Origin of the sequence: Saccharothrix sabaoui, from assembly GCF_051756985.1 — a bacterium.
GTDB lineage: Bacteria > Actinomycetota > Actinomycetes > Mycobacteriales > Pseudonocardiaceae > Actinosynnema.
Genome location: NZ_JBPKJK010000199.1, coordinates 1 through 14,491 on the forward strand (window position 1 = coordinate 1; position 14,491 = coordinate 14,491).

Here is a 14,491-nt window from a genome sequence, read left to right on the forward strand (position 1 = left end):
CCTTCGCCGACTCCCCGGCCGGCTCCGGCCCGGCCGCCTTGGCGGCCTCCGCCTCGGCCAGCAGCGGCGCGATGTGGCGCTTGCGCAGCAGGGCCGCGAACACCACCGCGCCCGCGGCGAGCAGCACCGCGCCGCCGACGAAGGCGACGTTGAAGCCGGCGACCTGCGCCTCGGGCAGCGGCAGCGGCGAGGGACCTTCGAGGACCGCCTCGGTGCGGTTGGCGGCCAGCACGGCGAGCACCGCCAGGCCCATCGCGCCACCGATCTGCTGCACGGTCTGGTAGATGCCCGACGCCAGGCCCGAGTCCGCCTCGGGGACGCCGGACGTCGCCAGGAACGTGATCGGCACGAAGGCGATGCCCAGGCCGATCGACAGGCACAGCAGGCCGGGCAGCAGGTCCGCGGCGTAGGTCGACTGCGCGGTGATGCGCGACAGCAGCAGCATGCCGACCGTGGCCAGGCCGAGACCGCCCGCACCGGTGACGACGTGGCCGATCTTGCGCGCCAGGGCGTCCGCGACGGTGGCGCCGACCATGACGCCCATCGCGGCGGGCAGGAACGCCAGGCCGCCCTGGATGGGGCCGTAGCCCAGGATGCCCTGGAGGTACAGGGCGGAGAAGAAGAACATCGTGAAGATGCCGGAGGTCAGGAAGATCAGCGTCGCGTTGGCCACGGCCAGCGTCCGGATGCGCAGCACGCTCAGGCGCATCAGCGGGAACTTGCTGCGCGACTCGATGACCACGAACGCCGCCAGCAGGGCCACGCCGAGGCCGAGCAGGGCCAGCACCACCGGGGAGGTCCAGCCCCACGCCTGCGCGTTGCTCAGCGTCCACACGAGCAGCACGAGGCCGCCGGTCACGGTCAGCGCGCCCGCGACGTCGAAGCTGCGGTGCGGCAGCTCCTCGCGCGAGTTCGACACCGTGCGCACCGCCAGCACCAGGGCCGTGACGCCGAACGGCACGTTGATGAAGAAGATCCAGTGCCACGACAGCAGGCCCGTGAGCAGGCCGCCGATCAACAGGCCGAACGCGCTGCCGCCGGCGCCGATGGCGCTCCAGACGCCCAGTGCCTTGGTGCGCTCGCCCGGGTCGTGGAACGCGGTCGTCAGGATCGACAGCGCCGAGGGCGCGATCAGGGCGCCGCCGAGGCCCTGGAGGCCGCGGCCGATGGTGAGCACCTCCGGGGAGGTGGCGAGGCCGCTGAGCGCGGAGGCGACGGTGAACAGCACGACGCCCGCGATGAACACGGTCTTGCGGCCGGCGAGGTCGGCGAGCCGACCGCCGAGCAGCAGGAAACCGCCGAAGACGAGGGCGTAGGCGTTGACGACCCACTGGAGCGCGGCGGGCGACATGCCCAGCTCGCGCTCGATGGACGGCAGCGCCACGTTCACCACGGTGGCGTCCAGTGCGACGACGAAGTAGGCCAGGCACACGATGACGAGGACGAGCCAGCGGTTCCCGGACGCGCCTCCTCCGGAGGCGGACTGGCTGTCGAGACCCGGAGATGCGGTCATGGCTGAACTCCTGGAGGGGATCGGGGCTTCACCGTAGCAGCTAAGCGGACCCACTGGTCCGCTTAAGGGGTGTGCCGGTCGATCCTCCGGGACGCGCGGCCCTCGCGGCTGCGCAGAACAGCGCACTACCGGGCGGGTACTGCGGGATGCGCGCTGTCTGGAGGGCGCTGTGGGGTGGGCGCTGTGGGGTGGGCGCTGTGGGGTGGGCGCTGTGGGGTGGGGCGGGCGGCGCGGGGTGGCCGTCGCGGGCGGTGCGGGGGCGGGGCCCGCGCTCAGCGGGCGGCGGCCCCCATGGCGGTGTCCAGGTCCTCGGCCGCCGGGCCGCGCCCAGGCAGCGGGTCGCGGTCGTCCACGCCGGACCGCAGCCCGTCCAGGACGACGTGCAGGTAGCGCCGCCAGGCGTCCGGCCGGACGGCGCCCAGGGGCCGCGCGGTCCGCGCCACCGCGCCGGCCAGCACCACCACGTCCACCGCCGTCACGCCCGCGCGCAGCCCGCCCGCCTCGCGGGCGGGTGCGACGACCGCCTCCGCGGCCTCGACCAGGGCCGCCACCGCCGCCCGGACCTCCGGGTGCGCCTGGACCGGGTCGTCCAGCGCCTCCGACACCCCGCGGTCGGTCACGAGCAGCTCCACGTGCCGCTCCAGGAACCGCAGCAGGGCCGCCACCGGCGACTCGTCGTCGGTGGCGGGGACGGCGAGGGCCGCCAGCTCGGACAGGCGCGCCGCGACCACCGCGGCCACCAGGTCCTCCTTGGTGCGGAAGCACCGGAACGCGGTGCCCTTGCCGAGGCCGACCTCGTCGACCACCGCCGAGACCGAGACCTGGAGGCCGGACCGGGCGAACGCCCGGCCGGCGGCCTCGACGAGCAACCGCTGGTTGCGGACCGCGTCCGTGCGGGATCGCGCGACGCCGCGCTCGGCCTTGCCGGCCATGGTGCCCCCAGTGCTGGTGGTTCCGGTCGTCATCGCGTCCAGGGTGCCCGTCGTCGCGGTCAGCCCGCCACCGGCTCCGGCAGCAGCACGGGGACGCCGTCCACGATCGGGTACCTGCGGGAGCACGTCGGGCACACCAGCTCCGCGCCGTCCTGACCCAGCGGGGTCGCGGTGTCGTGGGGGCAGCGCAGCAGCTCCAGCAGGGCCGACTGGATGCTCATCGGTCGTTCACTTCCTTCCGGGACGTCACCCGCGGTCGCGGGTCGTGGGGTGCCTGCCGATCGCGCGCGCAGCTCGCGCTTCACGACCTTGCCGAGGAAATTGCGGGGCAGCGCGTCGACCGCCTCGACCTCCACGGGGACGCCGACCCGCTCCGACGCCCGCGCGGACAGCTCCGCCACGACGACCGGGTCGCCCGTGACGACCAGCGCCACGACCCGTTCGCCGTCGTCGCCGGGGACGCCGTAGGCGGCGGCCTCCAGCACGGCCGGGTGCTCGTAGAGCGCGGACTCGACGGCGAACGTCGAGACCAGCCCGCCGGCCGTGCGGACCGCGTCCACCGCGCGGTCGAAGAAGTGCAGCACGCCCGCCTCGTCCACGTGGCCGAGGTCGCCGAGCCGGGTCCACCCGTCCACGTGCGTGACGCGGTTCAGCTCGGGGTCGAGGTAGAGCCGCTTGGGCGCGGCCGACCGGAGCCAGACGTGCCCGACCCGCCCGGTCGGCAGCTCCACCCCGTCGTCGTCGGTGATCTTCAGCTCGGTGCCGTGCGCGGGCACGCCGAGCGCGGTCGGCGCGGCCGGGTCGAACACGTTGATCACCACGGCCGGCGCGGCCTCGATCGAGGTGTAGGACGTCGCCAGCCGGGCCTGCGGCAGCGCCGCCAGCAGCGCCTCGGCCACCGCGGGCGGGAACGCCGCCGACGCCGTGGCCACCGTCTCCACGCAGCTCAGGTCGTGGCGGGCCGCCGCGCCGGAGTTCACGAGCTGGATCGCGGCGTGCGGCGGCACCATGATCGTGCCGAGCCGGTGCCGCTCGATCAGCTCGGCGGACCGCTCCGGGTCGCCGGGGGCGTTGAGCAGCAGCGGCGTGCCGGACAGGATCGGGAAGCAGATCGTGGCCTGGCTGGTCGACGTGCCCAGGGGCATGGGGGCGAGCATGTGGTCCACGGCGGCGATGTGGTCCATGGTCGCCTGGGCGCGGCCGAAGACGTAGTTGCCGTGCGGGCACGCGACGGCCTTGGACAGGCCCGTGGTGCCGGTGGTGTAGAGGACGTCGGCGAGGTCGTCGGTGCGCAGCTCGACGCCGGTGGGGCCGGTGCGGCCGGTCTCCAGCGCGGTGACGGGCGTGCTCCAGCGGTCGGTGCCCAGCAGCACCGGGCGGGGCGCCTCGGAGCCGTGCACGAACCCGGCGACCCGGCACTGGTCGAGCCGGCGGACCAGCTCCTCGTCGGTCATGCCGCCGTTGAGGTGCACCGCCGTCGCGCCCGCCTTGAGCACGCCCAGGTAGGCCACCGCGTAGTCGACCCACTCGTCGCCGCCGAAGTACACCGCGACCCGCGCGCCGCGCTCGACGCCGCGGGCGAGCAGCTCCAGCGCCACGGCCTGCGAGCGGCGCTCCCACGTGCCGAAGGTCAGCACGGCGTCCGGGTCGACGGTGACCGCGACGGCGTCCGGCGCGGTCGCGGCCAGGTTCCGCAGGAGCACGGGCAGGGTGACGTCCTCGGGCACGGTTCCTCCAGGGTGCGGGCAGGGGACGACCCGGCCCGCCGCGCGCGGCGGGCCGTGCTCCCGAAAGGGCTCCGGGCGGTCAGTCCAGGGTGAAGACCGAGAGGGGGACCTGCCACACCTGGTGGCGCTCGGTCCCGGGGTCGGGCAGCGCGCGCAGGGCGGCCACCGCGGGCACGACCAGGCGCTCCCAGTCGGCCTCGTCGACGTTCTTGAGGTAGGACCACACGCGGCCGGCGATGCTGTCCGCGTAGTCGTTCGGGCTGATGTCCAGCTCGTACGGGTTCGCGCCGCCGGTGGCGACCAGCTTCAGGCCGAGGGACGCGGCCGTCTCGTGCAGCTTCTCCGGGGTGTCGGGCACCTCGGGCTTGAGCACGTCCAGGACCGACGCGGCGGCCACCATGTCGTCCGGCTCGGCCTCGGGCACGCCGTGCACCGCCACGAGCCGCCCGCCGGGGGCCAGCACGCGGGCCGCCTCGCTCAGGGTGGCCTTCATGTCGTCCACGACGTGCAGCAGGTGCACCATGACCACGTTCGGCACGGAGTCGTCGCCGAACGGCAGCTTCTCGGCGGTGCCGAGCACGGCCATGCCGTCGAGCCGGTACCCGGCGCGGGCCGCCATCTGCGGCGCCACGTCGATGCCCACCACCGGGTGGCCGAGTTCGCGGATGCCGTAGGCGACCAGGCCGGTGCCGACGCCGACCTCCAGCACGGTGCCCGGCACCAGGTGCGGCGCGATGTCGGCGGCGGCCTTGCGGCCCCGCTCCAGGCCGCCGTGGTAGGCGTCGTAGTCGTCGGCGTCCTTGTCGAAGGACATCGTCTGGGCCATGGAACCGGACTCCCTCTGGTGCGCTCGACCGACAGCGTCCCGCGGCAGGCGGGCCTACGGCGGGAGCATAGCCCAACCGGACCGTCGGGTCCGCTTGTCCGCCCTCCCGGCGTGCCCCGAATACTGCGTCCTGCCAGGTGACCGGGGATGCACAACTTTGAGCGGCGCGGCCATCCCGGCGTGCTTAGCGTCCTGCTCCGCCTGCCGCACAACCGCCGCGGGGGCGTCCCTTCGAGAGGAGCAGGCGATGACGGCGTGGACCTTCGTACCGCCCGCGCAGGCGCAGACCACCGATCCCGTGGACGAACTGCTGCACACCGGCAACAGCGGGCTGATCATCCACCGCGTCGGCCAGGTCAACTACCGGTTCCGCCGGCAGGCCCGGTCGTTCGCCAAGGACCTCCAGGACGGCACCAACAAGGCGCTGCACCCGTACGCCACGACGCTCGTCTACGAGGAGCTGTTCGGCGTGCAGGACCGGCTGCACTGGCTGATCCACATGAAGGCGCCCAACGACTACGGCCGCCTGCTGGAGATGGTCGACCACGACGCCGAGTACCAGGAGATCGCGCAGGCCGACCGGCTCGCCGACGAGGGCGGCGGCAACTGGGAGCGGATGTTCGCCGAGGGGTCCTTCCAGGAGCACATCATCGTGCCCCAGCACGGCCTCACCCACGCCGACGACCACGACGTCGAGGGCCTGTTCGCCGCCCCCGCGCAGTTCCAGACCAGCCAGGCCCCCGACGTCATGCTGCACAGCGGCAACGCCGGGGTCGTGCTGCACCGCACCGGCCAGGTGCGCTACGCGCTGCGCAAGCAGGGCCGCAAGTTCGCCTTCGAGTGGGGCGCGCACCTCAACGAGCAGCTGGCCGGCCGCTGCACGGTCTTCCTGTACGAGGAGCAGTGGGGCACCCAGGACCGCATCCACTGGATGATCCACCTGCGCACCCTGGACGACTACCGCGCCGTCCTGGAGCAGGAGACCGGCAACGACGAGATGCGGGCCCTGCTGAGCAGGCAGCGCGTGTCGGACGGCGCGGGCGGCGGCGACTGGGGCGCCCTGTTCCTCGACGGCTCCCTGCACGACACCGTGCTCATCCCGCACTACCCCGGTGCGGCCGGCAGCTGACGCCGCCGCCGACCACGACGACCGGAGCGAGGGGTGCGAGTGACGACGGACTCAGCGGTGGGCATCGAGGCCATCGACGTCTACGTGGGCAGGACCAGCGTCGGCGTGCGCGAGCTGTTCCAGGCGCGCGACCTCGACCAGCGGCGGTTCGAGAACCTGATGATGCGGCGCAAGTCCGTCGGGCTGCCGTGCGAGGACGCGGTGACCAACGCGGTCAACGCCGCCAAGCCGCTGGTCGACGCCCTGGCGCCGGACGAGCGCGACCTGATCGAGCTGGTGGTCGTCGGCACCGAGTCCGGCATCGACTTCGGCAAGCCCATCAGCACCTACGTCCACGAGGCGCTCGGCCTGGGCAGGCGCTGCCGCTCGTTCGAGGTCAAGCACGCCTGCTACGGCGGCACCGCCGCGCTCCAGACGGCCGCGGCGTTCGTCGGCACCCACCCCGACCCCGAGGTGAAAGCGCTGGTCATCGCGGCCGACGCGGCGATGGCGGCGGCCCGCGGCACCTACTGGGAGCCGTCGCAGGGCGCGGGGGCGGTGGCCATGCTGGTCAGCCGGCAGGCCGACGTCCTGGCGCTCGACGCGGGGGCCAACGGCTACTACAGCCACGAGGTGATGGACACCCTCCGCCCCCGGCCGGACCTGGAGGCGGGCGACTCCGACCTGTCGCTGCTGTCCTACCTGGAGTGCCTGGACCAGAGCTACCGCCACTACGCGGAGCGCGTCGTCGGCGCGCACGTCGTGACGACGTTCGACCACCTGGTGCTGCACACCCCGTTCGCCGGCATGGTCCGCGGCGCGCACCGCACGCTGGTGCGCCGGCACGCGGGGCTGTCGGCCGCGGAGATCGACGCGGACTTCGCCGAGCGGGTCGCGGGCTCCCTGGAGTACTGCGCCGAGGTCGGCAACGTGTACTCCGCCGCGCTGTACCTGGCGCTGTGCTCGACGATCGACCACGGCGCCTTCGACCGGGACACCCGGGTCGGGATGTTCTCCTACGGCTCGGGCTGCGCGTCGGAGTTCTACAGCGGCGTGGTGCCGCCGCGGGCCAAGGACCGCCTGGGCGCGGCCGGCGTCGGCCGGCGCATCGCCGACCGCAGGCCGCTGGAGATGCCCGAGTACGAGGTCCTGGTCGACGGGGCCGCGCACCGCATGAGCGGCGTGCGCGACCACGTCTTCGACACGAAGGAGTACCAGGACGTCTACGACGACCGCTTCGCCGGTCAGGGGCTGCTGGTGCTCGACGAGATCCGCGACTTCCACCGGGGGTACCGGTGGAGCTGACGACCACCACCGCGGTCCGGGCGAGCCTGGACGGCGAGGTCTGCACGGTCGTGCTCGACCGGCCGGGCGAGCAGAACAGCATCACCGGCGACCTCCTCGCCGACCTGCACCGGGTGCTCGACGCCGCCGAGGCGGACCCCGGCTGCCGGGTCGTGGTGCTGCGCGCGACCGGCGGGGTGTTCTGCTCGGGCATGGACCTCGCCTCGGCGGCGGACCCGGGCGCGCGCCCCGCCGAGCGCGGCGGCGCCGAGTTCCTCGGCGTGCTGCGGCGGCTCACCGAGACGCCCCGGGTGGTCGTGGCCCAGGTGGACGGCCGGGTCACCGGCGGCGGCGTGGGCATCGTCGCGGCCTGCGACCTGGTGCACGCCACGGCGCGCACCCGGTTCAGCCTGCCCGAGGCGCTGTGGGGGCTGCTGCCCGCGTGCGTCACGCCGTTCCTGATCCGGCGGGCGGGCTTCCAGGCCGCCTACTCGATGACCCTGACCACCACCGCGGTCGACGTGGACCGCGCGCAGCGGTGGAACCTCGTCGACGAGGCCGTGGAGCGCGCGGAGGAGTTCGACCTGCTGCTGCGCAGGCTGCTGTTCCGGGTGGGCAAGGTCGACCCGGTCACGGTGGGTGACGCCAAGCACTACTTCCGGCGGATGTGGATCGTCACCGACGAGGTCGAGCGGACCGCCGTCGCCGAGTTCCGCCGCCTGCTCGACTCGGCCACCGTCCGCGAGCGGATGGCCGCGTTCGTGACCGAGCAGCGGTTCCCCTGGGAACGCTGACGCCCGTCTCGCGCCGAGGTGAGGAGTGTCCGTGCAGGCATGGGTTTTCCCCGGTCAGGGGTCGCAGCGCCGCGGCATGGGCGCGGACGTGCTCGACCGCTTCCCCGAGCTGGTCGCGCGGGCGGACGCGGAGCTGGGCCTCCCGGTGCGCGACCTGCTGCTGCGCGACCCGGACAACCTGCTGCGCGAGACCCGCTACGCCCAGCCCGCGCTGTTCGTCGTGGGCGCGCTGACCTTCCTCGACGCGAGGGAGCGCGAGCCGCTGCCCGCGTACCTCGCCGGGCACAGCCTCGGGGAGTACGCGGCGCTGTTCGCGGCGGGCGTCTTCGACTTCGCGGCCGGCCTGCGCATGGTCCGCAGGCGCGGCGAGCTGATGGGGGAGGCGCGCGGCGGCGGGATGCTCGCGGTGCTGGGCCTGGACGCGGAGCGGGTGGCCGAGCTGGTCGCCGAGCACGCGCCGGACGTGGACCCGGCCAACGTCAACGCGCCCGACCAGGTGGTGCTGTCCGGCCCGAGGGACAGCCTCAGCGCGCTCGCCCCGGTGCTCACCGCCCTGCCCGGCGTGCGGTGCGTGCCGCTGAACGTCAGCGCCGCCTTCCACTCGCGGTACATGGCGGGCGCGGCCGAGGAGTTCCGGCGGGTCGTCGCGGCCGAGACCTTCGCCGACCCGGCGGTGCCCGTCGTGGCCAACGTGACCGGCGAGCCGTACACCCCCGGCCGGGTCGCCGAGCTGCTGGCCGAGCAGATCGTCAGGCCCGTCCAGTGGGCGCGGACCGTGGACCACCTGCGCCGGGCCGGGGTGTGCGAGCTGCGCGAACTGGGACCCGGGACCGTGCTGACCGGTCTGTGGCGCAAGGCCTTGGAACGCCCGCTGCCCGCGCCCGCCGCACCCCCCGCGCCGGCCGTCCCGCCCGCCGTCGTGCCCGCGCCCGCCGAGATCGCCGCGCCCGTCGTGCCGCCGCCCGCCGCGTTCGGGCTGCGCGCCGAGAACCTGGGGTCGGCCGAGTTCCGCGCCGACTACGGGCTGCGCTACGCCTACCTCGCCGGGTCGATGTACCACGGCATCTCGTCGGTGGAACTGGTGCTGCGCATGGCGCGGGCCGGGCTGATGGGCTTCTTCGGGGCCGGCGGGCTGCGCGGGCACGTGGTCGAGGACGCGGTGGCCCGGCTGACCCGCGAGCTCGGGCGCGGCGGTCGCTTCGGGGTGAACCTGCTGCACGGGCTCGACGACGACGCCCGCGAGCACGACCTGGTCGCCCTCTGCCTGCGGCACGACGTGCGCCACGTCGAGGCCGCCGGGTACGCGACCGTTACCGCCCCGGTTGTCCGGTTTCGGTTCTCCGGCGCGCACCTCGACGAGCACGGGAATGCGGTCGCGGTGCGCCACGTGCTGGCCAAGGTGTCCCGCCCGGAAGTCGCCGCCGCATTCATGAGGCCGCCCGCGCGGGCATTGTTGGACGACCTGGTCGCCCGCGGGCACCTCACCCGCGCGGAGGCGGCGGCGGCCATTCGCCTGCCGGTCGCCGGGGACATCTGCGTGGAATCCGATTCCGCCGGCCACACCGACGGCGGCGTGGCCCTGGCGCTACTCCCCGCAATGTGCCGGTTGCGCGATGAAGTCATGGCCGAGCACCGCTACGCGCGGCGCGTCCGGGTCGGCGCGGCGGGCGGCCTCGGCTCGCCCGAGGCGGTCGCGGCGGTCTTCCTGCTCGGCGCGGAGTTCGTCGTCACCGGGTCGATCAACCAGTGCACCCCGGAGGCCGGGGTGTCCGACGACGTCAAGGACCTGCTGGCCGGCCTGGACGTGCAGGACACCGCCTACGCGCCGGCCGGCGACATGTTCGAGATGGGCGCGCGGGTGCAGGTGGCCCGCCGGGGCACGCTGTTCGCGGCCCGCGCCACCAGGCTGTACGAGCTGTACCGGCGGCACGGTTCGCTGGAGGAGCTGGACGGCGCCGCGGTGGCGTCCCTGGAGGACAAGTTCTTCCGCCGCCCCCTGGCGGAGGTGTGGCGGACCACCGAGGAGTACCTGCGCCGCGAGCGGCCGGCCGACCTGGAGCGCGCGCTGCGCGACCCCAAGGCGCGCATGGCCCAGGTCTTCCGCGCCTACTTCGTGGACGGGACCAGGGCGGCCCTGCGGGGCGGGGAGCGGGTGAACGCCCAGGTGCACACGGGGCCCGCGATGGGGTCGTTCAACCGATACCTCAAAAGCACCGAACTGGCACATTGGCGTAATCGCCACGTCGATGTCGTGGCCTCGCGCCTGATGGAGGATGCCGTCTCCGTATTTGCTCGGTGGCTCGGCGTAATGACCGGCGGTGGCGTGCTCAAAAGTGAGCTGGGGAGCCATCGGGTAGACGCATAGGGTCGCCTCGAAAATGGTTATGAGGGGGTCGTTGCGTTCATCCGTTCGGACGTTCTGCCGGATGGATTCGCCATATATGGTTCCCGCGTCTCCAGGGCACCTGGTGCTGCGGAAGACTGGAGGAGGAATGTGTGACAATCGTTGAACCGCGCACCGGTGGGCAGCTTTCCGCGGTGTCCGCCCCGCGCGGCGCGCAGGGGCAGACCAGCCTGTCGCCGGGCCGCGCGCTGCACAGCGCCAACGCGGGCATGATCGTCGAGCGGACCGCCCAGGTGCGCAACGAGTTCCACTCCGAGGCGCGCGTCTTCGCCCGCGAGCTGGCGGAGCACATCAACACCACCCAGGAGGGCGTGGCCTCGGTCTTCCTGTACGAGGAGACGTTCGGGACCAAGGACCGCATCCACTGGCTGATCCACCTGAAGTCCCTGGACGCCTACGACACGCTGGTCCGGATGGGTGACTCGGACGAGTCGTACCGGGCGCTGTTCGGCAAGCAGCGCATCGCCCCCGAGCGGGGCGGCGGCACGTGGTCCCGGATGTTCCTGGACGGCAGCCTCCAGGAGACCGTCATGCTGCCCCAGTTCTGGGGGATGTACGGCACCAGGGTGGACGGCGAGCTGGAGCGGAGCACCGACGTCTACCTGAGCGAGGACGCGGACGTCGACCTCCCGCCGGCCCGGGCCCAGACGACCCAGGCCGACGAGGAGCTGCTGCACTCGGCCAACGCCGGCATCCTGCTGCACCGGACCGCCGAGATCGTCTACGACTACCGGTCCGAGGCGAGGCAGTTCGCCCGCGAGGCCGCCCAGGTGATCAACGACAACCTGGCCGGCGAGGCGACCGTGCTGGTCTACGAGGAGGCGTTCGGCGCGGCGGACCGCATCCACTGGATGATCCACATGCGCTCGCTGTCCACCTACCGCAGCCTGATGCGCCTGCACGTGCGCGACGAGGGCGCCCGGGAGATCTTCTTCCGCGAGCGCGCCCCGGAGAAGGGCGGCGGCGGCACCTGGGCCCGGATGTTCACCCAGGGCAGCTTCCTGGACACCGCGCTGACCCCGCACCACTGGGGCCTCTACGCGACGGCCAAACCGGACCAGGCATGAACGACGGCACCAGGAACGGGGGTGAACCGGTGACCGGGCTCCTGCACGAGGCGTTCGCCGCGCAGGCGGCCCGGACGCCGGACGCCGTCGCGGTGACCGCCGCCGACGGCGTCCTCACCTACCGCCGGCTCGACGAGGCGTCGACCGAGCTGGCCGAGCGCCTGCGCGCCGTCGGCGTCGGCCCGGAGACCCTGGTCGGCCTGTGCGCGCCGCGCGGCGCGCAGCTGGTGGTCGGCCTGCTCGGCATCTGCAAGGCGGGCGGCGCGTACGTGCCGATCGACCCCGACTACCCCGAGCAGCGGCTGCGCTACCTGTTCGAGGACAGCGCGGTGCCCGTCGTGGTGGCCTCCACCCGCTCGGCCGGCGCGCTGCCCGCGGACCTGTCCGCCGGCGTGGTCTGGCTCGACGGGGCCGCCGACGCCGACCCGCCCGCCGGGTCCGCCGCCCCCGCGACCGCGCCCGCCGGCGCGGACCGCGCCGCCTACGTCATCTACACCTCCGGGTCGACCGGCGCGCCCAAGGGCGTCGTGGTCGAGCACCACGCCGTGCTGCGCCTGATCACGCAGACGCGGTCCTGGTTCGGGTTCGGCGAGGACGACGTGTGGACGATGTTCCACTCGCCGTCGTTCGACTTCTCCGTCTGGGAGACGTGGGGCCCGCTGCTCACCGGCGGCCGGGTCGTCGTGGTGCCCCCGAACACCGCCCGGATGCCGGCGCTGCTGCGCAAGCTCCTGCTCACCGAGGGCGTCACGGTGCTCAACCAGACCCCGTCGGCGTTCCGCGCGCTGATCGCCGCGGACATGCTCGACGAGCCCGCCCCGTACGCGCTGCGGCACGTCGTCTTCGGCGGCGAGCGCCTCGACGTGGGCCTGCTGCGGCCGTGGGTCGAGCGGTACGGCGACGACCGCCCCCGGCTGACCAACATGTACGGCATCACCGAGACGTGCGTGCACGTCACCCGGCGCCGGATCACCGAGGCCGACCTGGAGCAGCCGTCGGTCAGCCCGATCGGCTGCCCGATCCCGGACCTGGTGGTGCACGTGCTGGACGAGCGCCGCCAGCCGGTGCCCGCCGGCACGCCCGGCGTGCTGCACGTCGGCGGTCCCGGCCTGGCGCGCGGCTACCTCAACCGGCCCGAGCTGACCGAGGAGCGGTTCGTGCGGGTCGACCGCGGCGCGGACCGGCCCGTGCTGCGGCTCTACGACTCCGGCGACCTCGGGGTCCGGCTGGCCGGCGGCGAGCTGGTCTACCTGGGCCGCGCCGACGACCAGCTCAAGGTCCGCGGCTACCGGGTCGAGCCCGGCGAGGTGGAGGCGTGCCTCCTCGCGCACCCGCGGGTCGAGGCGGCCGTGGTGACCGCCCGCGACTTCGGCGAGGGCGACGTGCGCCTGGTCGCCCACGTCGTGCCCGCCCCCGGCGCCCCCGGCGGCGACCTCGTCGCCGAGCTGCGCGACCACGTCGCCGGGCTGCTGCCCGCGCACCTGCGACCGTCCGCCGTCTGCCCGGTGGCGGCGCTCCCGATCACCCCCCAGGGCAAGGTGAACAGAAAGGCTGTGAGCGACTTGCCACTCACGGAAGAGAACCCGCCCGCCGCGACCGACGTCGTGACCGCGGTCCGCGAGATCGCCACGACGGTCATGGGCCGCCAGGTCGACCCCGCGGTCGACCTGTTCGACATCGGCGCCACCTCCCTGTCGCTCGTCCGGGTCATCACCGGCGTCAACCTCCGGTTCGGCCTGCGCCTCACCGGCGGGGAGCTGGACGGCACGGCCAGCGTGCTGGCCATCGCCGAGCAGGTCGAACTGGCCCTGGCCGCCGCGGGGCGCGCCACCACCGAGCACGTCACCGCCTGAACCCGAAGGAGCCCTGACATGACGCTGGCAGGTCGTGAGCGGACGTTCGCGCTGACCCCCGAAGAGCTGGACAGCTTCCGCGCCAACGGGTACTTCGGCCCGTTCAAGGTCTACGAGATCGACGAGATGGTCGCCACCTGGCGGCGCGAGCGGCTGCGGATGCTCGACCGGTCCATGGCCGTGTACCAGGACGAGGCCGCGGAGTCCGGCAACACCAACATCTCCAACTACGACCGGCACCTGGACATGCAGTTCCTCGCCGACCACATCTGCCGCCCGGAGATCACCGACCGGGTCAACAGCGTGCTCGGCCCGGACGTGCTGTGCTGGCGCACCGAGTTCTTCCCCAAGTACCCGGGCGACGAGGGCACCGACTGGCACCAGGCGGACACGTTCGCCAACGCCTCCGGCAAGCCGCAGATCCTGTGGCCCGAGGGGCAGGAGGAGTTCGGCGGCACCATCACCGTGTGGACCGCGTTCACCGAGGCGAACGAGGACAACGGCTGCCTCCAGTTCATCCCCGGCACGCACCAGCAGATGTTCTACGACGAGACCAAGAAGATGCACTACGACCCGAACCGCATCAACAACGCGGAGAAGGACGGCGTGCGGCGCGGCTTCTTCGGCTACGACTACCGCGAGCTCCAGAAGGACGAGAACTGGAGCCCGGACGAGTCGAAGGCCGTGTCGATGGTCATGCGCCCGGGCGAGGCCATCATGTTCTGGTCCACCCTCATGCACGCCTCGCACCCGCACAGCGGCAACACCGACGAGATGCGGCTCGGCTTCGCCTCGCGGTACGTGCCCACGTCGGTGGACGTCTACCCGGACTCCGAGGACATCGAGGAGTACGGCGGCCGGGTGTCGCTGGAGCGCTACGGCGCCGTCCTCGTCACCGGCGAGAACACCAACCCGCACAACCGGGTCGTCACCGAGACCACCCGCGGCCACCGCTTCCCCTCGCGCCACGACGTCCCGTCCGC

11 protein-coding genes are annotated in these 14,491 nt (G+C 73.4%); 7 read left to right on the forward strand and 4 right to left on the reverse strand.

The genetic code is table 11. From position 1 onward, the window contains the following. From ACR807_RS36970 to ACR807_RS36985, 4 genes are all read right to left on the reverse strand, one after another. Positions 1-1,513, reverse strand: a 1,513-nt coding sequence (locus ACR807_RS36970; protein WP_438926162.1) for an MFS transporter, incomplete at its 3' end; no start/stop codon positions are given. A 272-nt stretch (positions 1,514-1,785) separates the two neighbouring features. Continuing rightward, entirely contained in the window at positions 1,786-2,478 is a 693-nt protein-coding gene (locus ACR807_RS36975) for a TetR/AcrR family transcriptional regulator (RefSeq protein ID WP_438926163.1), read from the reverse strand. Positions 2,479-2,504: 26 nt separating this feature from the next. Further along, positions 2,505-4,172, reverse strand: coding sequence for an AMP-binding protein (locus tag ACR807_RS36980; RefSeq protein ID WP_438926164.1), 1,668 nt, complete (start codon positions 4,170-4,172; stop codon positions 2,505-2,507). Positions 4,173-4,251: 79 nt separating this feature from the next. Beyond that, complete coding sequence (locus tag ACR807_RS36985) at positions 4,252-4,998, reverse strand: class I SAM-dependent methyltransferase (RefSeq protein ID WP_438926165.1); 747 nt, start codon at positions 4,996-4,998, stop codon at positions 4,252-4,254. 247 nt (positions 4,999-5,245) lie between these two features. Here ACR807_RS36985 and ACR807_RS36990 point away from each other — a divergent pair, with 247 nt between their 5' ends. The 7 genes from ACR807_RS36990 to ACR807_RS37020 form a co-directional block, all read left to right on the forward strand. Continuing rightward, positions 5,246-6,127 (forward strand): DUF6039 family protein, encoded by an 882-nt coding sequence (locus ACR807_RS36990; RefSeq protein WP_438926166.1) that lies wholly within the window; start codon positions 5,246-5,248, stop codon positions 6,125-6,127. A 39-nt stretch (positions 6,128-6,166) separates the two neighbouring features. Continuing rightward, positions 6,167-7,411, forward strand: a complete 1,245-nt coding sequence (locus ACR807_RS36995) for a hydroxymethylglutaryl-CoA synthase family protein (protein ID WP_438926167.1) — start codon at positions 6,167-6,169, stop codon at positions 7,409-7,411. Beyond that, positions 7,402-8,184 carry an enoyl-CoA hydratase-related protein gene (locus ACR807_RS37000; protein WP_438926168.1) on the forward strand — a complete coding sequence of 261 codons (783 nt, stop codon included), beginning with the start codon at positions 7,402-7,404 and terminating at the stop codon, positions 8,182-8,184. The genes ACR807_RS36995 and ACR807_RS37000 overlap by 10 nt, the downstream gene beginning before the upstream one ends. 31 nt (positions 8,185-8,215) lie before the next feature. After that, positions 8,216-10,549 carry an ACP S-malonyltransferase gene (gene fabD / locus ACR807_RS37005; RefSeq protein WP_438926169.1) on the forward strand — a complete coding sequence of 778 codons (2,334 nt, stop codon included), beginning with the start codon at positions 8,216-8,218 and terminating at the stop codon, positions 10,547-10,549. 131 nt (positions 10,550-10,680) lie between these two features. Beyond that, positions 10,681-11,655, forward strand: a complete 975-nt coding sequence (locus ACR807_RS37010; RefSeq protein ID WP_438926170.1) for a DUF6039 family protein — start codon at positions 10,681-10,683, stop codon at positions 11,653-11,655. Positions 11,656-11,684: 29 nt separating this feature from the next. Next, entirely contained in the window at positions 11,685-13,508 is a 1,824-nt protein-coding gene (locus ACR807_RS37015; RefSeq protein ID WP_438926171.1) for an amino acid adenylation domain-containing protein, read from the forward strand. A gap of 18 nt (positions 13,509-13,526) precedes the next feature. Further along, positions 13,527-14,491 (forward strand): chlorinating enzyme (locus tag ACR807_RS37020; protein ID WP_438926172.1); only part of this gene is annotated, 965 nt, incomplete at its 3' end.

Coding starts and splice junctions, on each gene's coding strand:
- ACR807_RS36990 (WP_438926166.1), top strand. CDS start 5,246: ATGACGGCGTGGACCTTCGTACCGCCCGCGCAGGCGCAGACCACCGAT.
- ACR807_RS36975 (WP_438926163.1), bottom strand. CDS start 2,478: ATGACGACCGGAACCACCAGCACTGGGGGCACCATGGCCGGCAAGGCC.
- ACR807_RS36985 (WP_438926165.1), bottom strand. CDS start 4,998: ATGGCCCAGACGATGTCCTTCGACAAGGACGCCGACGACTACGACGCC.